Here is a 23,132-nt window from a genome sequence, read left to right as displayed (position 1 = left end):
GGGCCTGAGCCATGATGACACTCACCCGTTTTGCAGGCTGGCCCGTCATTGCGGGTGCAGGTCTTGCGGGGCTCTCGGCGGCCCTGCATCTCGATCGGCCCTGCGTGGTGCTCAGCCCGTCACCTCTGGGGACGGAAGCGGCCAGCATGCTGGCGCAGGGCGGCCTCGCAGCGGCCATCGGCCATGATGATGACGTGGCGCTTCATATGCGCGACACGCTCGATGCCGGTGACGGGCTGTGTGACCCCCGTGCGGTCGAGGCCATCATCGGGGCTGGTCCATCTGCAATAGCGACACTGCTTGACTGGGGGGTGGCGTTCACCCGCACAGGGGGCAGCGATCTGGACCTGCACCTGGAGGCGGCCCATTCACGCGCGCGCATTGCGCATGTGAGTGGTGATGGCAGCGGTGCGGGAATTATGGAGGCGCTCATAGCGCGGGTAAAAGCCTCCCAGCGCATTGTGGTGCTCGATGGGGTGACACTGGACCACCTCCATGTGCTGGACGGACGTGTGCGCGGCGTATGGCTCAACACGGGTCAGTTCATTCCAACCAATCACTGTATCCTGGCCTGTGGCGGGGCAGGGGCGCTCTATGTCGGTGCAACGAGCCCTGCCAGCAATACGGGGCGGGGTCTGGCAGCCGCCGCGCGAGCCGGGGCCCGGCTGGCCGATATGGAATTTGTCCAATTTCATCCAACCGCCCTTGATGTCGAGACAGGGGGTGGACGCTCGCCTCTGATCAGCGAAGCCGTACGGGGGGCGGGAGCAGTGCTCGTGGATGAAACCGGCAACCGCTTTACGGACGAGCTGCAGTCCCGTGATCGCGTATCACGTGCGATTGCGCGCCACCGGGCACTGGGGCATCGCGTGTTTCTCGATGCGCGATATAGCGGGCCGCATGCGCGGGGCAACCGGCATGGTGCCGGGCAGTCGACGGGTTTGCGGCAGGTCTTTTCACGCCAGTTTCCAGGTATTGCGCGCATCTGTGCCCAGCACGGTATCGACCCCGACCGTGAGCCCATTCCGGTAAGGCCAGCGGTTCATTACCACATGGGCGGTGTGGCGACAGATCTGCATGGCCGGGCAAGCCTCGCGGGGCTATGGGCCTGCGGCGAGGTCGCCTGCACCGGGTTGCACGGCGCGAACAGACTGGCCAGCAACTCCCTGCTTGAGGCGTTCGTGATGGGGCGGGCCGTGGCATGGGACGTGAACAATGCCACGCGCGAGCGCCATTCCTGTCAGAATCCCACAGAACCTGTGCGCTTTGGTGCGGCGAGTTTTGGGCCGCGCATGGACAAGGGGGCAGGGATCCTGCGGGATCATGACGGGCTGGAGGGTCTGTCGTCCTTTCTCACCCCGCTTGCCGCGCGTGATGACCATGCTCTGGTTGGCGCTGCCATCGCCAAAGCTGCCTTACGCCGCAAGGAAAGCCGTGGAAGCCACTGGCGTCTCGATGGAGACGAAGCGCCTCAAACCGGGCGTTTCCAGTTTACCCTTGCTGAAATCGGCCTTGGACAGGGCGATATCGTCGCGTCGGGTTCAGACCACATGATCCATGCGCAGAGGAGCTTTGTACACGCATGACAATTTTTATTCCTCCCTTGCCCGATCTGTTGTGGGAGCCTGTCATAAGGGCCGGTCTGGCCGAGGATTTCGGCACCGGGGGTGATGCCACGTCACAGGCCATTGTCCGGCCCGGTCAACGCCTGCGCGCGGTGTTCCGCGCCCGTCATGAGGGCGTTATGGCTGGAATGGCGGGTGTCAGGCTGGCATTTTCCCTGCTTGACCCGAACGCAAATTTTACAGCACTCAAGGAAGATGGATGTCGCATCGCGCCACGTGACATTCTGGCCGAAATCGAGGGGCCCGCGGAAATCGTTCTGGGGGGAGAGCGTACGGCGCTTAACCTGCTCTCCCATCTGAGCGGCATCGCAACCGCAACGCGTCAGGTCGTGGACGCCATCCACGGCACGAAAGCCCGCGTATGTTGTACCCGTAAGACCCTGCCGGGCCTGAGAGCCATCCAGAAATATGCCGTCAAGGCAGGGGGCGGGAGCAATCACCGCTATCGTCTCGATGATGCAATCCTGATTAAGGATAATCATATTGCCTTGTGCGGAGGGGTGGCTTCGGCGCTCAAATCGGCGAGGCAGCGCGCAGGGCACCTCATGGCGATTGCCCTTGAGGTGGATACGCTTGACCAGCTTGAAACGGCCCTCTCGACGGGTGGGGCAAATGTCTATCTGCTCGACAATATGGGTCCCGATATGCTTCGGCGCGCCGTGGAAATGGTGAAGGGCCGCGCCCTAACAGAAGCTTCCGGTGGCATTACGCCTGATACTGCGCCAGCCATTGCGGCTTCAGGGGTGGATGTGCTCTCGCTCGGCTGGTTGACCCATAGCGTCAAGGCTCTGGATATCGGGCTTGATATCGATCTGTAACGATGTCGCCTTCTCCTGCTCCCACCCTTATTCCGGGCAGGGGGGGAGCAGGCTCGCATGCCGGTGATTTATGGGCGCTGCAAATGAGTGCGTACCATCCGGCATGGAACGGTTTGCGTTCTGGCCCGTCTGGCCGGTGTTCTCCATCTCTGTTGACCTGAGGCGCAAGATCGTCGGCCTCCCATGAGGGCGGTTTGAAGGCGTTCGAAGTGGGGGCAGGTCGGGCAAAGCCATGCCTTGGAAGGCATAAGCCCAACATGCTCGCCGTGGGGGCAGGGTGGCCCCTATGCATCAGACCCGAACAGAAACGTTCCATATCCGACACATTACGACTTGATTTCGACTTGTATACCTGCTTGTGTTCGTGCAGATATAAAACTGCAAGCGGGGCTTTCGAGGCGTAACTTTGTGTCTCGTAAGTAATAAACTCGAAAACTTTCGGAAATTGGGAAGAGGGTCTCGATGGCGTATGTGTTTGGTCGTGCGAAACTGAAAATCGGGCTGGCGATCTGTCTGGCCTCGGCCACCTGTCTGTCGCAGAATTTTGCCCATGCGGCCTCCGGTGCGCCGGCCTCAGCCGGGACCCCGCGTCATGGTAGTCCGAAACATACGGTGGCCCGGCCTGGCCAGACAGCAACGGCACCCGTGCCGCACGTTGGTCGCAAGAAGGCTGTCGAGGCCAGGGGCGAGGAGCAGATATCGGTTACCACCTCACGCCAGGCCCTCAATGGCGGTGGTGGCATGATGCGCATCGAGCACGCGCCGCGTAACGTGCAGACCGTCGATCACGAATATATCTCCATGCGTAACCCCTCGAGCACGGCGCTCGATCTGATCCAGAATCTCCCAAGCGTCAGCATCAGCACGCCCGATCCCTATGGTATGCAGGGCGGGCAGATCCAGACACGCGGTCTGACTGATCTCGATATGGCGCTTCTGGTCGATGGCGCGCCCGCGGCAGCCGCCAAATACATCACGGAAAATGTGGATACCGAGAACGTCGAATCCGTCTCGCTGACGCCCGGCAGTTCCGAGACCGCGTTGCCCGTCATGTCGGCGGCCAGCGGAACGATGAATGAGACCACCCATACGCCCGACAGGAAGTTTGGCGGTCTGGTTGATTTTTCCTATGGCACGAACAACCTGTCGCGCGAGTTCATCCGGCTGGAGACCGGCGAGATCGGCCATAGCGGCGTGCGCGGCTATGTCTCGTTTTCAAACACCCACACACGCAGCTGGATGGGGGCGGGTATCAATGACCGCCGACATGTTGATTTCGGTCTGAACAAGCAGTGGAAGAATGGCTCCTTTGCCAAGGCCTTTGTCTCGTGGAACTGGGAAGACTTCACGATCGACAATTATCCGACCCAGCAGGAATTTTACAAATACAAGCATACGGGTGAAGGGTACGGTCGCTCGGCAAATTCGAACAACATCAATTACTGGAAAAACAATACGGATTACTGGAATCAGGTCTATCTTTCTGCCCCGATCCATATTGTCCTGACGCGCCGCATCGCCTTCGATCTTCAGCCCTATTACAACCTTGGACGGGGCTGGGATGCGTCACCAGGCGGCACCGTGACGCAGAATGATGGCACCACCCGCAACGTGACCAGCTACTTCCTGCAGGGAGCGACCGAGCGCCGCGGGGCGACTGCAAAGCTTGGTATCGATGTGGATCGCCACAACCATGTGTCTTTCGGCTACTGGTACGAAAACAACTATACCCAGCAATCCTACCCAACCAGCTACACGCAGGATAACGGTGCTGCCCCCAGCCCCAACTGGGCAGCCTATCGGATCGATGCGGGCGATCAGCAGAATGCAGGCACGGAAATCCACAGCCTGTTTATCGAGGATCATGCCAAATATCTGAACGACAAGCTTGATATCCAGGCCGGATTCAAATTCGTCATGTCCAATACCTGGAACAAGGATCTGTACGGGCGCATGTCCAACAACCGGACCGCCCCTTTGCCGCAGCTTTCTGTCGGCTATACCATCGACGAGCACAGCCAGATCTACCTGAATGCAGAAGGGGATTACCGTCAGCCGAGCGCCGTGGATCTGGGATGGCTCTATACCAGCGTACCGATCCCGAAGAACCAGTATTCCATCAAGGAAGAGCTGGGCTATCGCTATCATGATCAGCACATCATCGTTGATGCGTCATTCTTCAACTACAATGTCACCAACCGTATCGTGAACCAGTATCTGGGCATGAACCAGTTCAAGCCGTTCTCGATCGGTAACCAGCATATGCGTGGTTTCGATTTCATGATCTCGGGCCGCCCGATTCACGGATTCAGCCCCTATGCCTCGGTCGAATATCTCCATGCTGTTCAGGACAGCAATGTGTTCGACCCCTATACAAATGTCATGCTGAACTCGAAGGGCACGCAGGCCATCATGGCGCCGCGTGTGCTCGCGAATTTCGGTCTGACCTACAAATATGCCGGGTTCTTCGGCAATGCGAGCCTGCATTACACGGGCCCGCAATCGGTCAGCGTTGCAGGCGATCAGCGCATGCCCGGCTTCGTCACGAACACGATTTCACTGGGCTATCGCTTCAAGCCAATCGGTATCGCCCAGTCGCCAACCATCAAGCTGAACTTCGCAAATGTAACGGGCTCGATTGTGCGAACGGGGGCTATGGGTGCGATCTATAGCGCGAAGGATCCGAGCACAGTTTATAGCGGCAGCCTTGCGCCCTATACCGGCTACGGCAATTCCTTCATGACGGCTGCACGCTTCACCATGACGGGAACAGTCTCCACCAGCTTCTGAATGGCGCTTGCTCAAGGCAGAACCATCGAAAACGCCCCGGCTGAAGCGCGGGGCGTTTTTTGCAGGTCAGCCGAAGGTGAAGGAGAATGCCTCGACACCGGGTGACAGAAACTCGATGCGAAACAGATGGTCGCCCACGTTGTTCTCGCTTTGGCGAATGAGCTGATAGAGACGCTGGCCGCTCACCGTTCCCATACCGTCGGCATCGCAATCTGTTCCGTGCATGGCACCCGGAGGTTGGCCATCAAGGGTGACACGAAACCTGACGGGTTTGCCGTCTTTCGCCGGGCCGAGCACAAGGTGCAGGTCGCGGGCATGGAAGCGAAAGGTAATTGAACCGCCCGGCTTGTTGAGGCGGGCGGCTTCAGGCCCAATCGTCCAGTTCCCGCTCAGACCCCATTCATTGAGGGCGGGGCTGTTTTCGATGACATAATCATTAGGAGAGTCCTGGACGGCCCCTCCAGTCGAGATGAAATGACTCGCCCGTTCATAGCCGATATAGGTTTCGGGAGAGCCGATAGCAGAGAGATCGGCTTCGGATTGCTCGCCCGTTCCCACAGGATGAACGAGGTCATCTGGCACGTTCTTCGCGCCATTATCGCGCAGCATGGCCTGTATCTGATGTTCGGAGCGGTCGTAATCACCTTCTCCGAAATGATGGGCCTGTATCTTGCCATCTCCTTCGACGAAATAGGCGGCAGGCCAGTATTCGTTGTTGAAGCCGTTCCAGATGGCGCGGTCGTTATCGACGGCTACCGGGAAGGTGATGTGGAAGCGCGCGACCGCCTTCTCGATGTTTTCGAGGTTTTTCTCGAAGGCAAATTCGGGCGCATGGACGCCAATCACGACAAGTCCGTAGGGTTTGTACTTATTGGCCCAGGCCTCGACATAAGGCATTTCGCGCAAGCAGTTGATGCAGGAATAGGTCCAGAAATCGATCAGAACCACCTTGCCCTTGAGCGCCTGCGCCGTGAGCGGCGCAGAGTTCAGCCAGTTGGTGGCGCCACTCAGTGAGTCGAGCGGAGCCGCTTTTGCCCCTGTAATGCCCCACCCGAACGCCAGGCCGAGGCACAGGCCACCCAGGGCGAGACGCATCTCTCCAAGGTGGGGGATCGCTGGCAGGCCCGACCCGAACCGGAACCGGGCTGCTTTGGGCCGCGAAATGGCAGGCTGGGTTGAGAGAGGTTGAAGAGAACCGGAAGCGCGCTGAGCCATGAAAGGGCCTTTTCGGGCAGGTGCAACGCGCCTCCGGGGTCTGTCAGGTCAGTCGCCGGAACCCGTTGCTGCGAGAAGTTCAGCGAGAACGGCGGGGGTTCCCTTCTGTTCCATTCTCTCTGCCATTTCACGTATCAGGCTGCGATGCGCTTCGCTCAGGGTGAAGCTCTCGAACACTGTCATGCTGAAAACGCTCTCCCATGACAGGGCGCGCTCGCGCTGGGCGTCGCCCATGGCGGGTTCGAAGGGCTCAAAGCGAGCGCCGGCATCGGTGCGGCCGTGCAGGTAGCGAATAAAGCAGGCCAGCACGAAAGCGATGCGCTGTATGTCAGCCCCTTTTTCAATCAGCACGTTCCATGTCGGCGCAAGAAAGACGGGCAGTTTGCTGCCGCCATCACCCGTGATGCGGGCCAGCCTGTCGCCCACGGCTGGATTGCTGAAACGGGCCACGATCAGGTCGCGATAATCGGTCAGGGACATACCGGCGGGCGCGGTAAGATGCGGGATGACGTCCAGCGTCATGAAACGATCGACAAGAGCATGGATGCCCGGATCGGTAATCGCATCACGCACGGTGTCGAGCCCGGCAAGCTGGCCGGGATAGGCCAGCATGGAGTGGGAGGCATTGAGCATACGCACCTTGGCGAGCTCGTAGGGATGCACGTCAGGGACAAGCTGCGCGCCGACCTTTTCGAGTTCGGGGCGCCCATTGACGAAATGATCCTCAATGACCCATTGCGCGAATTCTTCCGAGATCACGGGCAGCTGGTCAATCACCCCACATTCGGCATTGACCCGTTCGGCGTCTTCCTTGAGCACAGCTGGCGTAATGCGATCGACCATTGAACTCGGAAATGAGACCTCCTGGGCGATCCAGGCTGCCAGATCGGGATCGAGCGCTTCGGCATGGGCCAGAACGGAACGGCGGGTCACCACGCCATTATCGCGCAGGTTATCGCAGGACAGCACGGTGAAGGGCGCAATGCCCGCCTCACGGCGACGGCGCAGCCCTTCGACAATGAAGCCGAAAGCCGATTCCGGTCGGGCCGGATCGGCCAGTTCACGCTGGGTCAGAGGGGCTTCCAGACGGTAGGCACCTGTGGCGTGATCCTGGTTATAGCCGCCTTCCGTGATGGTCATGGAGACGATGCGCGTCGCGGGAGCAGCAATGCGGGCCAGAACGGCCTCAGGGTCGGCCGGGGCGAAAAGATAGGCGATCATGCTGCCGATCACCTGATGGCGGGTCTTTCCGTCAGGGGCGTAGCGGGTCAGCGTGTACAGGTCGTTCTGCGCCGGAAAGGCCTCCAGCTTGAGGCGTTCGGTAGCGTCATCAATCAGCCCGACGCCGCAGAAGGCCCAATGGCTGTTGCCCGGTTCGTGCAGAAGCTTGTCCATGTACCAAAGCTGATGAGCGCGGTGGAAATTGCCCACGCTCAGATGCACGATCCCGGCTGTCAGGGCGTCGCGATCATAGGAGAATGTCTCGACACTGGAGGGGAGGGCCGGGAGAGTTGCTGTGGAAAGAGCAATCATGAGCTATCCTGGGTGTGATCTTTCGCGATCACAACAATGGCGTTGGGGTCGTCCTGCCCCGGATGGAAAAATGCCGGAACAGTCCGGGCATGGCCTCGTTCGGCCACGCAATCTGTAGTGCAGCGCGCCGGATGATGTGGCGGTTCCCTGATATCCCTCAAGCGATAAAACGGACTGTCTATGGCACTATTTGGTGAGGAGGATTACACCGCCCCGATGACGAACAGGAAAACGATTGCCGTAATTGGCGCGGGCCCGGCCGGACTTGCCGCCGCCGAGCGGATTTCGGCGGCCGGGCACGATGTGGTGGTCTATGACCATATGCCAAGCCCGGCCCGTAAATTCCTGATGGCCGGGCGCAGCGGGCTGAACCTCACCCATGCCGAAGATCTCCCCCTGTTCCGGACGCGCTATGGTGCAGCAGAGGCATGGCTCGCGCCGTTTATCGAGCGCTTTCCTCCGCAGGCGCTGCGTGACTGGGCCGACGGGCTCGGGCAGAGCTGTTTTACGGGCAGCAGCGGTCGCGTCTTTCCTCATGCCATGAAGGCCTCACCGCTCTTGCGGGCGTGGCTGGGGCGTCTGGCAGCGCAGAACGTGCGGCTTGCTTTGCGCTACCGCTGGACCGGATGGGACGCACAGGGACAGCTGCTATTTTTGACACCAGAGGGCGTGGCCAGCGCCTGCCCGGACGCTGTTGTTCTGGCGCTCGGTGGTGCATCATGGTCTCGCCTGGGGAGTGATGGTGGCTGGGTTGAGTACCTGCCCCCTGAGAGCGTCTCCCCGCTCCAGCCGGCCAATTGCGGCTTTCAGACGTGCTGTCCTGCGGCCTTTCACGAGCGCTTTCACGGCGAGGTGCTCCATTCGGTCGTCATCAGCGGGGCAGGCGTACAGGCGCGGGGGGATGTGACCATCACGCAGCGCGGCATCGAAGGAGCGCCCGTCTATCGCGTGTCGGCGGCATGGCGCGATGCGCTGGCGGAGAGGGCGCCGCTCGACATCAGGATCGATTTCCGCCCCGGCTTGACCCGCGACGCACTCACCAAGCGTCTGGACAAATTCCGTGCGCGGGAGAGCCAGGCGAACAGGCTGCGTCGCCTTGGCCTCTCCGCACCCGCCCGCTGGCTGCTGCGCGAGGCGTTTGAGGGGAGGGTGCAACCCGCAGGGTCCTGCGTTGAAAATCAGGGGCAAGGGGCCGCTGACGGGCTGGCCGCGCTCATCAAATCCTGCCCCTTGTGGCTAAGCGGCGCAGATGCTCTCGACCGGGCCATTTCCACATCGGGCGGTGTGCGGCGCGATGCCGTGAACCAGGCGCTGATGCTCAAGGCGCGGCCCGGCGTGTTCGTGGCTGGAGAGATGCTGGACTGGGAAGCGCCAACGGGCGGCTATCTGCTTCAGGCCTGTTTCGCCACCGGTCGGGCGGCAGGCGATGGGGTACTGTCGTGGCTGGAGGCGGGGACCTAGAGTCAGGGCAAACTCGCAAGCCCCAAGCGAAGTGTAAAACCCGCTCTCATGCCTTGGCGAATGGCTGACTTTAGAGGCGAGTTGCGCTAGGGAGACCCCCATGAGCGTATCGATTACCATGGGTCGTGGCCGCGACGGTGCGGATGTCCAGCTGGACCTGACAGAACTTCTCGCAACCCGCCTGCTGGTGCAGGGCAATTCGGGTTCGGGAAAGTCGCATCTGCTGCGTCGTCTGCTTGAACAGACGGCAACGCTTGTCCAGCAGGTTATCGTCGATCCCGAGGGTGATTTCGTGACACTGGCTGATAAATACGGCCACCTCGTGATTGATGCATCGGAACAGACAGAGGCCACACTCCGTGCTGCCGGTGAGCGCGCGCGTGCCCACAGGGCATCGGTGGTGCTCAATCTGGAATCGGTCGAGGCAGAAATGCAGCTTCGGGCGGCAGGGTCGTTCCTCAACGGGATGTTCGAGGCACCGCGCGCGCACTGGTATCCGGTGCTGGTGGTCGTGGATGAGGCGCAGCTTTTCGCCCCAGTCGCGAGTGGTGACACCTCCGATGAGGCGCGGCGTCTGTCCCTTGGGGCAATGACCAACCTCATGTGTCGTGGGCGAAAGCGTGGTCTGGCAGGGGTGATCGCAACGCAGCGTCTGGCGAAGCTCGCCAAGAACGTGGCGGCCGAGGCCTCCAATTTCCTGATGGGCCGCACCTTCCTCGATATCGACATGCTCCGCGCGGCTGATCTTCTGGGGATGGAGCGCCGCACGGCGGAGGGGTTCCGTGATCTGGCCCGCGGCCAGTTCATGGCGCTCGGCCCCGCGCTGAGCCGCAGGCCGCTCATGGTCACGATCGGCACGGTCGAGACGGCCAGCCACGCGACAGGGCCGGTTCTGACCCCGTTCGAGGCACGCCCCGCCGAGGATAATTACAGCCTCATTCTCGAACCTGTGGTGGAAGCGACGCCCCGCCCGCGTGAGCGGCGCACGCCCGCGCCCGATCTGCTCGCGCAACTCGACGCTTATTCGGCGGCAGCACCGGTCGAGGAGGTCGCGCCCGAAATCGATGCTGCGCCGGAACTGCTCTGGCGTCTGGTCGAGGCGGTGATTGCCGAGACGGATTCGGCCTATCGCCCGCTGGCCACGCTCTATCAGGATTTCCAGCTGCGCGCCCGCATCGAGCGGCTCAACCGCAATGTGCTGGATCTTGGCGTGTTTCGGCTGCTGCTTGCGAGTGTGCGCTCGGGGTCAAGCTTTGAGCAGGCGCAGGAAGAGACCTGGCAGCAGGCGCTCGATATAGCCCGGGCCGTACCTGAAGACGTGCAGGGTGTCGTGCTGCTTCTGGCACGTGCCGCCCTGGACGGGGCGCCGTGCCCCAGTGATGAGGCCATAGCCGAGGCCTATGGCACGCATTCACTCGGCAGGGCGCGTCGGCAGCTTGCCTATCTGGAGGAACGCCAGATCATCGTGGTGCAGGACATGCCAGTGGGCCGGCGCGTCGCTTTCATAGGGCATGGCTGGCAGACCGGCTGAAGGCGTAACAGCCGGGCACCGCCCCACCGGGTGCGGGATGCCAATGTTACAAGACAAGGGGAGTGTCCCGCGTCGGATGACAAAATCGTATTCCACCTCAGCAGCCGCGGGCTGCAACCGTGCGGTGGACGGTATCGTTTGATCAGGGAACCCGATTTGTAACCAGCCCTGAAAGGTTCTGGATAAAATTATGACAAACGATGAACTGATCGCCCTCGTAGCCCTTAATGGTGCGGATGCAACCTACGATGCCCGTCTCTCCGGCTACGACATCACCGTGCCGGTGCATATCCAGGGGGGCGACGGGCACTACATCATCAAGCATCTCGTCAAGCCCATGTATTTCTCGGGCGCGATGATCATCGACGTCAAACTTCTGGACTCCGACGCGCCTCGCCACGAGTGATCGCGGGGTCTCTTGCACGGGGAGCCGTATGGCCGAAGAACACAGAAAGGTGCTGCCAGGCGCACTGGCAGCCCTCGGCATCGTTTTTGGTGATATCGGCACCAGTCCACTTTATACCCTCCAGACCGTCCTGAACGACACAGGCTCGACCGACCGGGTGACCTTGCTCGGTGGTTTCTCCCTGCTTGTCTGGACGATGATCATGGTGGTTGCTGTGAAATACGCGACCGTGGTCATGCGGGCAGATAACCGGGGGGAGGGCGGTATCCTCGCCCTGTTCTCGCTCGTTGGCGGCTCGTTCGGCAAACACTGGTATGCACGCAGCACGCTGCTCGCCGCAGCCGGACTGTTCGGCGCGGCGCTGCTTTATGGTGACGGCGCCATTACCCCGGCCATTTCGGTGCTCAGCGCCATCGAGGGCATTGGCGTTGTCACGAAGTCGCTCCAGCCCTACATCCTGCCCATCGCCACCGTCATCCTGTTTGGCATCTTCGCCATACAGCCACTGGGTACAGCGCGTATCAGTGCCGTGTTCGGCCCCATCATGCTGGTCTGGTTTCTGGCCCTTGGTGGGATCGGCCTCTTCTCCCTGCTGCATGATCCTTCCGTGCTGGTCGGGCTCAATCCCCTTTACGGTTTGCGGTTCCTGTATGAGCACGGCGCGAACAGCCTGATCATCCTGGGGGCGGTTTTTCTCTCGGTAACGGGTGCTGAAGCGCTCTATGCCGATATGAGCCATGTGGGCCGGCCCAGCGTACGCCTTGCCCTTGCGGTGATCGTGCTGCCCATGCTGGTGCTGAGCTATGCCGGGCAGACGGCTTTTCTGGTCAGTCATCCGCAGGTGAAGGACAATCCGTTCTTTGCGGCTATGCCGCATGGTCTTGTGCTGCCCATGGTCATTCTGGCGACCTTCGCCACGATCATTGCCAGCCAGGCCATCATCACCGGCGCCTTCACGCTCACGCGTCAGGCCATGCAGCTTGGCTGGTTCCCGAGCCTCAACATCCGCCAGACCTCGGATGAGGAATACGGGCAGATCTACGTGTCTGTAGTGAACTGGGCGCTGATGATCGTCACACTGCTCATCGCGCTCAGCTTCAAGAGTTCAGATGCCCTGTCCGGTGCCTATGGCACGGCGGTGTCCACCACCATGCTCATGACGACCCTGCTCATCTTCGATGTCATGCGTGAACGCTGGTCATGGCCACTCTGGAAGGCCCTGCCGATCGCGCTTTGCTTCTCGGTGGTCGACGTTGCGTTCTTCGTTGCCAATCTGCTCAAGATCGACAAGGGCGGCTATGTGCCTCTGCTGATCGGCCTGTTCATCTATGTGATCATGACCACCTGGCGTCGCGGTATCACCCTCCTGCGTGCAGGCCTTTCCCCCCTTGGTGAGCGCTCAGATAAGGTGTTGCAGAAGCTGCGTGACGGAGAGCTGATCCGCACACCCGGCGCTGCCGTGTTCCTCTCGCGCTATGAGACGGCCCTGCCACCCATCGTGATGCGCCACGTTGCCGATTTCCATTGCCTGCCCGAACATGTCGTCATTCTGAATGTGAAATTCGATACGGTGCCCCGTGTGCCTGCCGATGAGCGCATGTCGGTCAAGGATGTCGGCCACGGGATCTGGACCGTGAATGTCAGCTTCGGTTTTGTGGAGATACCGAACCTCTATTATGTGCTGGGTCAGGCCAAGGAAGCGGGCTGCGGTCTCGATCTCGAGACGGTCGTTTTCTTTGCTGGTGATGATGATGTGGTACCTGACCTCAAGACACCCAAAATGGTCTCGCCACGTCGTATCCTTTTCGGCTTTCTCTATCGCAACGCTGTGCGGGCCTCTGACCGCTTCACCCTGCCGCGCGAACGACTGATCGAGATTGGCCATCAGGTCGAGATCTGACCTGACATGTTTGCGACCCTTCAGTGATGAAGGGCGTTACGCTCACCTCGCCCCGATGTCAGCAATGCGACGGGGCCAGACTGGAAGGAATAATACCATGCGTCATCTCCTCGGCTGCACGCTTATGGCAGCAAGCCTCGTTATCACGCTCCCGCAGGCTATGGCTGAGCCGGGTGGCTGCCTGAAATATGGCGCGGCGGGTGCCGTAGGCGGCCATCTGGTCAATCACGGCGTGCTGGGTGCTGTGGGCGGCTGCGCGACGGGGATGTATCGCCGTCACGAATACCGCAAGGAAGCCAAGGAGAAGGCAGCGGCTTATGACAAGGAGCACCCGGGCGCCAAGGGCAGCTATGAGGAAAAGGCCACGGCTTACGACGTCGAGCACTCGACGCAGCCGGGAAAATCCGCCCCGTCTGACGCCCCGCCGCCGAAGAACTGAAGACGTCTTCAGCGGACATCCATAAGAGAAGATACCGCAGTGACATCTAATGCCAGTGATATTGGCTTGTGCAGCTGCGTCGCTTTTCTGCATACGGGTGATATTGAACGCTGACCAGACCCGGTGAAATCATGAATTGCGATCACATATCGCGGTCATGACAAGTCATGAGCCCCGTTATTACACCTCAAAAGGGGTAATAACGGGGCTTTTTGACTCAATAAGGCTTGGCGAAGGCGAAGAACGCTAATAAATCGATAACCTTAAAGTAACGCATTGTATCTTGTGTCAAACTATGACAAGCAGGGCTCATCATCCCAGTGTCGCGGATTTTCTAGCCCGTCATGTCTGTCACCCTGCCATTCCGATCTTCTCCCCAACAGCAGCCATTGTCGCGTATCGGCATTGTCCTTCGTGATTTCCGCCTTGGTGGAAGCGAGCGCGTGGCTGTCGGTCTTGCCAATTACTGGGCCTCATGCGGCCTTGAAGTCGTCATCCTGGCTGGACGTGGGGTTGGGCCGTTGCGCTCCCTTGTCATTCGGGATGTATCCATCGTGGATTTTGCGATCAGTGCCCGGCTGAACGACAAGGCTCTGGCCTGGGCTTTGGCCTGGCGCGCCCGTCACCGTGCTGCCGGCTTCGCTTTTGACGCCGTATATGTGCCTGGCAACAGTCATTGGCCCGTGGTTCCGCTATTGGCGACGCTGACGCGGGAAAAGCGTCCTTTCATTCTCGCGCAGGTCAGTTCGCCAGTCTGTCGTGAGGGTCGTTCTCAGGCAGCCCAATCACGATACAACCGGCGTATGCGCGCCTTGCTGCGCTATGCCGATCGCGTGACGACCCTCAGCGAAAGCCTTGCCGAGCAGACGCGTGAAATCCTGAGGGGCTCGCCAGTTGATGTGGTGCCCCTGCCTGCCTTGTGGGATGAGAAGCCGCCGCAACCCGTGCCAGAAGGCAGCAAGACCATTCTGGCAGCCGGACGCCTTACCGCCATCAAGGGGTTTGACGGTCTGATACGGACTTTCCCCCACGTTCTTAGGCGCCATCCCAAGGCGAAACTGGTGATTTGTGGTGAGGGAGAGGCACGCCCCGAGCTTGAGGCGCTGATCGAGCGTCTTGGTCTGTCAGACTGTGTGACGCTGACCGGCTACGTGCCCTCTATACGTACCCATCTCGAGGAAGCGCGGCTCTTCACGCTCACTTCGCATTGCGAAAGCTTTGGTGCCGTACTGACGGAGGCGTTCGCCGCGGGGCGTCAGGTCGTCTCGACAAACTGCTCACCTGCGGTTGGCGCGCTTATCAGGACAAATGCTGCAGGACGGATCGTACCCACGCGCAATGAGGGCGCACTGGCCGAAGCGTTGATCGAAGTTCTTGATGAAGCTCCCCCACCTCACGACGAGCTGGCCCGTCTGGTAGATCGTTTCCATGTTTCGCATGGGGGGAGGCTTTTTCTGGGGCTCATGCAGCCCAGGCGCCCCGTCAGTCCGGGCCTGACAGGACGAGCCTTTGACAAAACGGCCCGCGCGTAATCTTTTGCCTGATCATGGGTTCTGAACAACGCTCGGCGCTGCACCGTATCTTCAGCAATACCGGCTTTCTGGTTTCCAGTCGCATCATCAATGCGCTGTGCAGTTTCGCCTATGTGGCATGGGCTGCGCATACGCTGGGTCTGAAAACCTTCGGTGTGCTGCTTCTGATCACCACCTTCGTCATGCTCGTTTCAGACATGACGCATCTCCAGTCATGGCAAACGCTGCTGCATTATGGCGCTGCGTCATATGAGGCACGGGATCGCAGGCGTTTCATGCCCATACTGGGCTATTGCATGCGCTCGGACATGCTCAGCGGTCTGGCGGGGCTGGTTGGCGGTCTGATTGTGATTGCCGTGGCAGGCACGCATTTTCTGGGCTGGTCGGACGCCGTCAAGCGTGATGCCTCATGGATGATGCTCACGGTCGCTTTCATGAATACGGGGTGGTCCACGGGGCTGATCCGGCTGAGCAACCGTTTCGGGCTGGCAGCCCTGTTCGATTTCGTTTCGACCTGTGTTCGTACGATCGGTTATCTGATCGGCTATCTGCTTCATGCCTCGCTGGAGTTCTTCCTGTTTGTCTGGTTCCTGCATCAGGCAGCCTTGTTTGTCGTGACGAGCCTCGGTGGGTTTATCCTTCTGCGCCGTCATATGGGGCGGGATATCGGGTTTTTCTCCTGTCTTTTCTGTGCGGCCGATATTGTTGGTATCTGGGGATTCACCATCAGGGTCAGCGTCAACCAGATCCTGGATGCTGTGTTCCGTCAGGGTGGGACGCTGATCATCGGTGCCGTACTCGGCGCGCGTGATGTGGCGATCTATCGCGTGACCAAACAGATATGCGATGGTCTTGCCAAACCGGCCCAGATGATGATCCCGAGCCTGTACCCGGAGTTCGTGCGGTTTCGCGACAGCCAGAACTGGCAGGCCTTGCGCCATGTCACGCGACGCCTGGCACTGGTGATTATCGGGTTTTCGGTACTGGCAGTGCTTGTGGCGCTGTTCGGGGGCAAGGCGATCCTGCATCTCATGCTGCATGACAGTTTTGCCCATGAGCGCCTCATCATTCTTCTGATGGTATGCAGCGCCCTGCTTGAGGTGTGCATCATTCCGCTTGAGACATTGCTGACCGTTATGGGGCGGCTTGCGATCATTCTGAAATATCGGCTTGCCGTCATGGTGCTCTATTTTGTCGTGCTGGCGGGCCTCATGTCAGTCATCGGTGTGACAGGGGCGGCTCTGGCCAGCGTGGCGTGCTCGGTGATGATTTTCGCCCTCTGCCTGTTCCTTGCCGCGCGCTGGATCTCTCCGCGCTGGGCTGAACGTTACGGCGTGGTCTGAGGGAGTTGTTACCTGAGTGCTCGGCAGATCCGAGACGGGTTTACTAAGAGGGTTTCGGAACGCTGGAGCATGATGCGGCCGCGTCTACGGTTGAGTGTCTTGCACTCCCCAACCTCTATCGACGGCCTCCTTCCGATCGGTCCAGTGCCAGAAACAGCAGAGCAGCGATGCCGAGGCACACAGGGGTGACCGACGCGCCGCCATATTCGTGTCCCCCTTCGATATCGCGCACGATGCCGAATGCCCAGCGATGATCGGGGAAGACGAATAAGCCGACATGCGAAGGCCAGAAGCAGCGCATCAGCCCGACCGACGTAAAAGAAAGGCACATCAGCCATGAGAACAGCCGTAATGCGTGCAGGTCGACGCGTGATCTTGCGGTGATGGCTTGCATGGTTTTCGCCTTCTTCTACGCGTTCAATCGGGGGAGTCAGCAGCGGTCGGGAAACTTGCCAACGGATGTTTGGAACATCTCACGGGGGCGACCGTTCACGCAGGATGTTTTACCTTCGCGATGACCTGACAGACGTGATGAAGCATCCTGCCACTGTCGGACAAGCCGTCAGAGAGAGGCAATGCCGGGTGTACGATCATGACTGGCTCTCTCGGACACTTGGCAGTTCACAGCTGGTAATCTAGTGGCCCAGTGCTGTTGATCACAAGACCAGTTCATTTATTACTTTTATTATGGTGGTAGTGAAGACGTGAAAGAGGCACAGGCGGACGGGGCTCCGGTAAAGGCCGGGTCGGCGCAAGGCCTTTCGGCCAGCAGCAAGGCAGGGCTGGATGCGACCAATTTTTTTCTGGCGGATGTGCAGGGAGGCGTTGGTCCTTATCTGACCGTCTATCTTGCCAGTGCTCGACACTGGCAGGCAGGGCCGATTGGTTTGGCTATGGCCATGACCGGGCTTGCAACGGCGTTCTGCCAGATCCCCGCAGGGCTGATGGTGGACTCTGTCCGCTTCAAACGTGCCCTGGTGGCAATCTCTGCGGTTGTCACGGCCTTGAGTTGCCTCCTGATCGTTGCGGTGCCCGGCATGGCTCCTGTCCTGGCAGCGCAGATCATGATGGGAGTGGCGGCAGCGGTCATACCGCCAGCGCTGGCCGCCATTTCATTGGGGCTGGTAGGGCGCCGTCGCCTGCCTGGCCGTATCAGTCGCAACCAGAGCATCAACCATTTCGGCTCCTTTACTTCTGCTGCGCTGGCAGGTCTGTGCGGACAATACTGGGGGCTGAACTGGATTTTCTATCTAGTCTGCGGTTCGGCTCTGGCGAGTGCATTTGGCCTCCTGCTCATACGACCCGGTGAGATTGACCAGAAGGTTGCGCGTGGCAGTGAGGATGATTCGAAGGAGCCACCCGTCTCGATCGGTTCTCTGGTCGGTCGCCGACCTGTATGGGTTTTCCTCTGCTCCATCGTGCTCTTCCATCTGGGTAATGCCGCGATGCTTCCATTTGCCGGTCAGGTGATGGCCAAGAGCCATCCGGGCTCCGAAACCGTCACGCTGAGCGCCTGCGTCATTGTGGCGCAGTTCGTGATGATGCTCGTGGCATGGGGCGTCGGGCGTGCCATGGCGCGTGGTATAGGCCGCAAGCCCATCTTCCTGCTTGCTTTCGCCATCCTGCCGATACGTGGCCTGCTGTTCACCTGGTTCGACGCCCCGGAGGCGATTATCGCCATTCAGGTACTGGACGGTATTGCGGCTGGTATTTTTGGTGTCATCGCCATCATCATCGCGGCCGATCTGACTCAGGGAACAGGCCGCTTCAACTTCCTGCAGGGGATGGTGGCGCTGGGTGTCGGCATCGGGGGCGGACTGAGCAATCTCGTCGGCGGTTACATTGTGCAGCTTGAGGGTTATCACGCCGGCTTTCTTTCTCTCACGGTCATTGCTGCCACGGCGCTGGTATTCTTCTTGACGCTCATGCCCGAAACACGTGACCCGGATGAGCAGGGCGTACCTGCTGCCGTGGCAGCCTGAGGAACAACCGCCATGGAGGCGCTTATCCTGTGGGGGGCCTGTCTTTTCGCAGTAGCGGGATTATTGCTGCGGCCGTGGCAATTGCCCGAGGCGCTGTGGACGTCACTCGCCGCCGTAACCCTGCCGCTCGCAGGGATTATCGCCTGGCATGATGCTGGCCGGGCAATCGCCTCGGGCAAGGAGGTGTATCTGTTTCTGCTGGGCATGATGCTGCTGAGCGAAGTGGCACGGCAGGAAAAGCTGTTCGACTGGCTGGCGGCCTTCGCGCTGAGCCGGGCGCGCAGTTCCGGGCAAAGGCTGTTCCTTATCATTTTTGCTGTCGCAATCGTCACAACGGCCTTTCTCTCCAATGATGCCACGATCATCCTGCTGACACCGCCCGTCATTGCGGTTGCCAGCAAGGCCAGGATCGATCCTTATCCCTCGCTCTTGGCCTGCGCCTTTGTCGCCAATGCGGCGAGCTTTCTGCTACCGATCAGCAATCCGGCCAATCTCGTGCTTTACGGAGGAGCTCCCCCCGGTCTCGTGCCCTGGCTGGGGCGTTTCCTTGCGCCATCCTGTATGGCGATTGGGATCAGCTTTGTGATGCTTTTCTGGATGATGCGACACAGGATCGCGGTGGAGTTCGATCAGTCGGAGCCGTTGCCTAAGCTGGATGCGACGGCGCGCTTCAGTGCGCTGGCGCTGTTTGTCATCACGCTGCTGCTGACCCTCGTTTCTTTCATGCATGGTTCGCTGGGCTGGGCCACAGCCGCGGGAGGCGTGGCGCTTTATGCCGTGATAACGTTGCGCCGCCGCCAGTCTCCTTTGCCCGGACTCAGCGAAATCTCCTGGTCGGTTTTTCCGCTTGTTGCCAGTCTCTTCGTGCTTGTCGCAGCCGTTGAGCAAAGTGGTGTTATCGCCTCGCTTGTCCGGTTCATTCTCGCCTGTGGTCACGGCACCGAGGCCGTTATGGTGACGGGCTTTGGCATGGCCATTCTGAGCAATATCATCAACAACCTGCCTTCGGGCCTGATGGCGGCCCAGCTTGCCCCGATGCTCTCATCCCATGGGAGCGCCTTTCAGGATGCGTTGTTGATTGGTGTGGATCTGGGGCCGAACATGACGCTGAGCGGATCTCTGGCAACGGTGCTCTGGCTGATTATACTGCGCAAGCACGATCTTGAAATGAGCTATGGGCGCTTCATGCGCTTTGGCATGGCGCTGACCGTACCCGCCCTGATTGCCGCTTTGCTTGTTCTGATGATCTGAGTGCAGGTGTTTCACCCCCGATAGCGTGAGAGGCGGATTGTATCATTGGATGTCATCTGGAAGACTGGGGACCTCCCGACCGATACGAGGCTGCTTTTCGCATGGCTGAACTTCCGCAACCGCCCGCTTCCATCGCCACATCCGTTTTCGAGACACGCGATGCCCGCCATGAGGCGGGGCAGGGCCTGCGGAAAACCGTGCCCCGCAGCGCCCACGCCGCATGGGAGCCGCCTTCGGATCGGGTCGATCCGGTCGATCTGCTTGTCAGGCAGGGTAAGAGCCGTATCCAGAACCTGCTGCCAATCCGTTATGAGCGTATGCGTGCGTCTCCGTTTGCCTTCATGCGAGGGAGCGCCATCGTCATGGCCGCCGATCTGGCCCATACCGTCGCCAGCGGGCCGTATGTGCAAAGCTGTGGTGACTGCCATATGGCCAATTTCGGGGCCTATGCCTCGGCTGATGGTATAGCCGTTTTTGACATCAATGATTTTGACGAGACCTGTCCTGCCCCGTTCGAATGGGACATCAAGCGTCTTGCAACGTCGCTGGTTCTTGCAAGCGGCGAGGCAGGGGCGGCTGACAGACAGGCGCGGCATAACGCTTTTCTGGCCGTGCGGACCTATCAGGATGAGATGGCCCGTCTTGCGCCAATGAGCCCGCTGGAAATCTGGTCCGACCGGATCGATCTTGCAGCCGCCATAGCCGATTTCTCCGACAAGCATACACGCAAGGGCGTGCGTGAGCGTCTGGAAGCGCGGCTTGAGAGCGCGCGTAACCATTTCGGTCTGGTGTCATTCGACAAGAACACGCCCAGCCTGCGTGTCAAACCGCCGCTGGTGGTCCGTCTTCCTGACGAGGACGAGACCATCCACCAGGCCTTCGCACGTTACATCGCCACCCAGCCCCCTGAACGCGCTGTGCTGCTGTCGCGCTACCGTCTGAACGATGTGCTGTTCAAGGTTGTAGGGGTCGGAAGCGTCGGCACTTACTGCGCGATTGGCCTGTTTGCCACGGCCGATGGCGAAACCCTGCTGCTGCAGATCAAGGAGGCGCAGGAATCAGTGCTCGCGGCTTATTGCGGGGAGCCTCACTACGATAATCAGGGGCAACGCGTGGTGGAAGGCCAGCGCCTGATGCAGGCTTCTTCAGACAGGTTTCTTGGCTGGACCCATACAACGAACACCAAGCGCTCGCGTCATACGCCTGATGGCTCGAACAGGCAGTTCTATGTCCGGCGCCTCAAGGATAGTCGTCTTGCCGCTATTGGCGCGGATGTGGCGCAGGAAGGGCTGGATGATTATGCCGCCCTGTGCGGCAGGGCGCTCGCACGTGCTCATGCGCGATCGGGCGATGTGGCGGAGATTGCGGGTTATCTGGGCAGCAGCGACAGCTTTGCAGAAGCGATAGCCGATTTTGCCGAGGCTTACGCTGGCCAGACGCGCAAGGACTGGGAAGACTTCAACGCGGCGATCGATGCGGGCAGGCTTAGCGTAACTGGCGAAACGAAAGACCGGAAAAAGAGCCGGGGTGCGGGGCAGGGCACCAAGCGGCGTGCGGGGCGAGGCAGAAGCGCATAGTAGCCCCTCAACCGTCGGTCAGAGGCAAAGTAAGAGGAGCGGAAACACCGCGCCGCCCCGTTGGCTGGCCTGGTAACAAGGTTCGGCTGATTTATGAATTATTGACATATTGGCATTTTGCCATTATCTATGTTTTGTCCCTGACCGAAAAGGGGCTGTTTTCATAAATAATCTTCAACAAGATCTTGGAAAAACATGACTGACCGGAAAACCGAATGTTCCGTCGCTCTGGCGGGCAAGCTGTATCGACCCTCAGTTCATTTCACGCCTCCCACGGGCTTCATGAACGATCCGAACGGACTCGTTTTCGATGGCACGCAATATCATCTTTATTACCAGCATAACCCTGACGCCGCGTATTCAGCCAATATCTGCTGGGGCCATGCCACGAGCACGGATCTGTTGAGCTGGAAAGACCAGCCAATCGCCGTACCTGATACGGTTGACGGTCAGGCCTATACAGGTTGTGCCGTGCTCGATCGTGACAATCGGTCGGGCCTGTTTGCCAATGCCCATGGCACCAACATCGCAGCGCTCTACACGCGCTCCCTGCCGACACGACAGAGCCAGTATCTCGCAATCAGTGACAATAACGGCCAGAGCTTCGAGGAGTATGCGGGTAATCCCGTTCTCGACATCGGCAGTCCGAATTTCCGCGACCCCCAGGTGATCTTTCACGAGCCCACGCAGAAATGGGTGATGGTCATTGCCGAGGTCGATCATCATCGCATCGGTTTTTATGCCTCGAATGATCTGATCCACTGGACGCATCTCAGCCATTTTGGCCCCGCGGGACTGCCGACCGTCAACTATGAATGTCCCAACCTCATTCAGGTGAGGGACGAGGCCGGCGCCATGCGCTGGGTGCTGTTTGTCTCGATCAATCCGGGCAGCCCGATGGGGGGCAGCGTCACGCAGTACTTTATCGGTGATTTCGATGGCGCGGTGTTTACACCCTGCGATGCGATCCTCCGCCTGACCGATTTCGCCAAGGATGCCTATGCCCTGCAGGTGTGGAGCAACATGCCGGATTCCGAGGCGGTCAATATCGCCTGGATGGGGAACTGGCAGTACTGTCAGGAACTCCCGACGCGGGATTGGCGCGGCGCGATGTCACTGCCGCGCTCCATGACCATCATACAGGACACCAATGGCTATCCGCGTTTGGTGCAGAAGCCACGGGGCGTGGAAAAACTTCGTCTCCCGCTTCTGAGTGAGGCGAACCGTTATCTCGCCGTGTCAACGCGTCGGGAAATCCCTCTCCCGGTGGGCAAGGCCATTGAGATTGTCATTCGCCTGACTGCCGATGAATATCGCCAGACTGAGCCGGGTCAGAATGGCCCTGTAATCAATCGCTTCGAACTGGCTTTCGCTAACGAGGAAGGCGAGAAGCTGTCGATCGGTTATGATGTGCCATCCTCGCAAATCTGGCTGGATCGCAGCAAGCTGCGCGGGTTCGATCATCCGTTCTTCACGGGGCGTTTCGCCGCGCCAGTCAATACGGCCTATTATCCCGATGCCCGCAGTGTTGACCTGCATCTGTTTCTCGATGGCTGCGCCCTTGAGCTCTACGCCAATGAGTATCTGGAAACGGCGACGGCGCTCGTCTACCCGGCCAGACCGCTTGACCGCCTGCGTCTTGTAACCGAGGGGACGGGGTTCACGATCGAAACGCTCGAGATTTACACACTCGACAAGACGATGTGCCGAGCGACGCTCTGAAGTCCCG

The 23,132-nt window shown here is 59.9% G+C and carries 17 protein-coding genes; 14 read left to right on the top strand and 3 right to left on the bottom strand.

Annotated elements, in window-relative coordinates; all coding sequences use genetic code 11:
• Positions 1-11: 11 nt before the first annotated feature.
• From F3J08_RS14075 to F3J08_RS14065, 3 genes are all read left to right on the top strand, one after another.
• Positions 12-1,586, top strand: coding sequence for an L-aspartate oxidase (locus F3J08_RS14075; RefSeq protein ID WP_166930774.1), 1,575 nt, complete (start codon positions 12-14; stop codon positions 1,584-1,586).
• Positions 1,583-2,443 (top strand): carboxylating nicotinate-nucleotide diphosphorylase, encoded by an 861-nt coding sequence (gene nadC, locus F3J08_RS14070; RefSeq protein ID WP_122038821.1) that lies wholly within the window; start codon positions 1,583-1,585, stop codon positions 2,441-2,443. Before F3J08_RS14075 ends, nadC begins: the two co-directional genes overlap by 4 nt.
• Before the next feature lie 462 nt (positions 2,444-2,905).
• Entirely contained in the window at positions 2,906-5,233 is a 2,328-nt protein-coding gene (locus F3J08_RS14065; RefSeq protein WP_166930772.1) for a TonB-dependent receptor, read from the top strand.
• 66 nt (positions 5,234-5,299) lie between these two features.
• On the opposite strand, the gene F3J08_RS14060 is transcribed toward F3J08_RS14065, so the two are convergent.
• Complete coding sequence (locus tag F3J08_RS14060; protein ID WP_166930770.1) at positions 5,300-6,448, bottom strand: redoxin family protein; 1,149 nt, start codon at positions 6,446-6,448, stop codon at positions 5,300-5,302.
• A 48-nt stretch (positions 6,449-6,496) separates the two neighbouring features.
• Complete coding sequence (locus F3J08_RS14055) at positions 6,497-7,981, bottom strand: mannitol dehydrogenase family protein (RefSeq protein ID WP_166930768.1); 1,485 nt, start codon at positions 7,979-7,981, stop codon at positions 6,497-6,499.
• Positions 7,982-8,161: 180 nt separating this feature from the next.
• Between F3J08_RS14055 and F3J08_RS14050 the strand changes: the two genes are divergently transcribed.
• The 7 genes from F3J08_RS14050 to F3J08_RS14020 all read left to right on the top strand — a co-directional run bounded on the left by F3J08_RS14050 (position 8,162) and on the right by F3J08_RS14020 (position 16,593).
• On the top strand, positions 8,162-9,442 hold the full coding sequence (locus F3J08_RS14050) for a TIGR03862 family flavoprotein (RefSeq protein WP_240149369.1): 1,281 nt from the start codon (positions 8,162-8,164) through the stop codon (positions 9,440-9,442).
• A 100-nt stretch (positions 9,443-9,542) separates the two neighbouring features.
• On the top strand, positions 9,543-10,973 hold the full coding sequence (locus F3J08_RS14045; protein ID WP_166930766.1) for an ATP-binding protein: 1,431 nt from the start codon (positions 9,543-9,545) through the stop codon (positions 10,971-10,973).
• A 190-nt stretch (positions 10,974-11,163) separates the two neighbouring features.
• On the top strand, positions 11,164-11,379 hold the full coding sequence (locus tag F3J08_RS14040) for a hypothetical protein (RefSeq protein WP_062164157.1): 216 nt from the start codon (positions 11,164-11,166) through the stop codon (positions 11,377-11,379).
• A 28-nt stretch (positions 11,380-11,407) separates the two neighbouring features.
• Positions 11,408-13,279 (top strand): potassium transporter Kup, encoded by a 1,872-nt coding sequence (locus F3J08_RS14035; RefSeq protein WP_166930764.1) that lies wholly within the window; start codon positions 11,408-11,410, stop codon positions 13,277-13,279.
• 124 nt (positions 13,280-13,403) lie between these two features.
• The gene (locus F3J08_RS14030; protein WP_122039128.1) at positions 13,404-13,718 is read left to right on the top strand and encodes a hypothetical protein; all 315 of its coding nucleotides are present in this window, start codon (positions 13,404-13,406) and stop codon (positions 13,716-13,718) included.
• Between the two features lie 344 nt (positions 13,719-14,062).
• Positions 14,063-15,250: a glycosyltransferase gene (locus F3J08_RS14025; RefSeq protein WP_166930762.1), complete on the top strand. Its 1,188-nt coding sequence runs from the start codon at positions 14,063-14,065 to the stop codon at positions 15,248-15,250.
• Between the two features lie 14 nt (positions 15,251-15,264).
• Positions 15,265-16,593: a lipopolysaccharide biosynthesis protein gene (locus F3J08_RS14020; RefSeq protein ID WP_166930760.1), complete on the top strand. Its 1,329-nt coding sequence runs from the start codon at positions 15,265-15,267 to the stop codon at positions 16,591-16,593.
• 115 nt (positions 16,594-16,708) lie between these two features.
• On the opposite strand, the gene F3J08_RS14015 is transcribed toward F3J08_RS14020, so the two are convergent.
• Positions 16,709-16,987 carry a hypothetical protein gene (locus tag F3J08_RS14015; protein WP_166930758.1) on the bottom strand — a complete coding sequence of 93 codons (279 nt, stop codon included), beginning with the start codon at positions 16,985-16,987 and terminating at the stop codon, positions 16,709-16,711.
• Between the two features lie 310 nt (positions 16,988-17,297).
• Between F3J08_RS14015 and F3J08_RS14010 the strand changes: the two genes are divergently transcribed.
• From F3J08_RS14010 to F3J08_RS13995, 4 genes are all read left to right on the top strand, one after another.
• Positions 17,298-18,575 (top strand): MFS transporter, encoded by a 1,278-nt coding sequence (locus tag F3J08_RS14010; RefSeq protein WP_122039098.1) that lies wholly within the window; start codon positions 17,298-17,300, stop codon positions 18,573-18,575.
• Between the two features lie 12 nt (positions 18,576-18,587).
• Positions 18,588-19,826: an SLC13 family permease gene (locus F3J08_RS14005; protein ID WP_166930756.1), complete on the top strand. Its 1,239-nt coding sequence runs from the start codon at positions 18,588-18,590 to the stop codon at positions 19,824-19,826.
• A 101-nt stretch (positions 19,827-19,927) separates the two neighbouring features.
• Entirely contained in the window at positions 19,928-21,403 is a 1,476-nt protein-coding gene (locus F3J08_RS14000; protein WP_166930753.1) for a DUF2252 domain-containing protein, read from the top strand.
• A gap of 195 nt (positions 21,404-21,598) precedes the next feature.
• On the top strand, positions 21,599-23,125 hold the full coding sequence (locus F3J08_RS13995) for a glycoside hydrolase family 32 protein (protein WP_166930752.1): 1,527 nt from the start codon (positions 21,599-21,601) through the stop codon (positions 23,123-23,125).
• The last annotated feature ends 7 nt before the right edge of the window (positions 23,126-23,132 follow it).

Origin of the sequence: Asaia sp. As-1742, assembly GCF_011753235.1 — a bacterium.
Classification (GTDB): Bacteria; Pseudomonadota; Alphaproteobacteria; order Acetobacterales; family Acetobacteraceae; genus Asaia; species Asaia bogorensis_B.
The sequence above is the reverse complement of the archived record's forward strand: the minus strand, read 5'-3'. Positions and strand labels throughout refer to the sequence as shown.

What these genes read in the sequence shown, in the direction of transcription:
- F3J08_RS14075 (WP_166930774.1), top strand. Translation starts at nt 12, where the DNA reads ATGATGACACTCACCCGTTTTGCAGGCTGGCCCGTCATTGCGGGTGCA.
- nadC (WP_122038821.1), top strand. Translation starts at nt 1,583, where the DNA reads ATGACAATTTTTATTCCTCCCTTGCCCGATCTGTTGTGGGAGCCTGTC.
- F3J08_RS14065 (WP_166930772.1), top strand. Translation starts at nt 2,906, where the DNA reads ATGGCGTATGTGTTTGGTCGTGCGAAACTGAAAATCGGGCTGGCGATC.
- F3J08_RS14060 (WP_166930770.1), bottom strand. Translation starts at nt 6,448, where the DNA reads ATGGCTCAGCGCGCTTCCGGTTCTCTTCAACCTCTCTCAACCCAGCCT.
- F3J08_RS14055 (WP_166930768.1), bottom strand. Translation starts at nt 7,981, where the DNA reads ATGATTGCTCTTTCCACAGCAACTCTCCCGGCCCTCCCCTCCAGTGTC.
- F3J08_RS14050 (WP_240149369.1), top strand. Translation starts at nt 8,162, where the DNA reads ATGGCACTATTTGGTGAGGAGGATTACACCGCCCCGATGACGAACAGG.
- F3J08_RS14045 (WP_166930766.1), top strand. Translation starts at nt 9,543, where the DNA reads ATGAGCGTATCGATTACCATGGGTCGTGGCCGCGACGGTGCGGATGTC.
- F3J08_RS14040 (WP_062164157.1), top strand. Translation starts at nt 11,164, where the DNA reads ATGACAAACGATGAACTGATCGCCCTCGTAGCCCTTAATGGTGCGGAT.
- F3J08_RS14035 (WP_166930764.1), top strand. Translation starts at nt 11,408, where the DNA reads ATGGCCGAAGAACACAGAAAGGTGCTGCCAGGCGCACTGGCAGCCCTC.
- F3J08_RS14030 (WP_122039128.1), top strand. Translation starts at nt 13,404, where the DNA reads ATGGCAGCAAGCCTCGTTATCACGCTCCCGCAGGCTATGGCTGAGCCG.
- F3J08_RS14025 (WP_166930762.1), top strand. Translation starts at nt 14,063, where the DNA reads ATGTCTGTCACCCTGCCATTCCGATCTTCTCCCCAACAGCAGCCATTG.
- F3J08_RS14020 (WP_166930760.1), top strand. Translation starts at nt 15,265, where the DNA reads ATGGGTTCTGAACAACGCTCGGCGCTGCACCGTATCTTCAGCAATACC.
- F3J08_RS14015 (WP_166930758.1), bottom strand. Translation starts at nt 16,987, where the DNA reads ATGCAAGCCATCACCGCAAGATCACGCGTCGACCTGCACGCATTACGG.
- F3J08_RS14005 (WP_166930756.1), top strand. Translation starts at nt 18,588, where the DNA reads ATGGAGGCGCTTATCCTGTGGGGGGCCTGTCTTTTCGCAGTAGCGGGA.
- F3J08_RS14000 (WP_166930753.1), top strand. Translation starts at nt 19,928, where the DNA reads ATGGCTGAACTTCCGCAACCGCCCGCTTCCATCGCCACATCCGTTTTC.
- F3J08_RS13995 (WP_166930752.1), top strand. Translation starts at nt 21,599, where the DNA reads ATGACTGACCGGAAAACCGAATGTTCCGTCGCTCTGGCGGGCAAGCTG.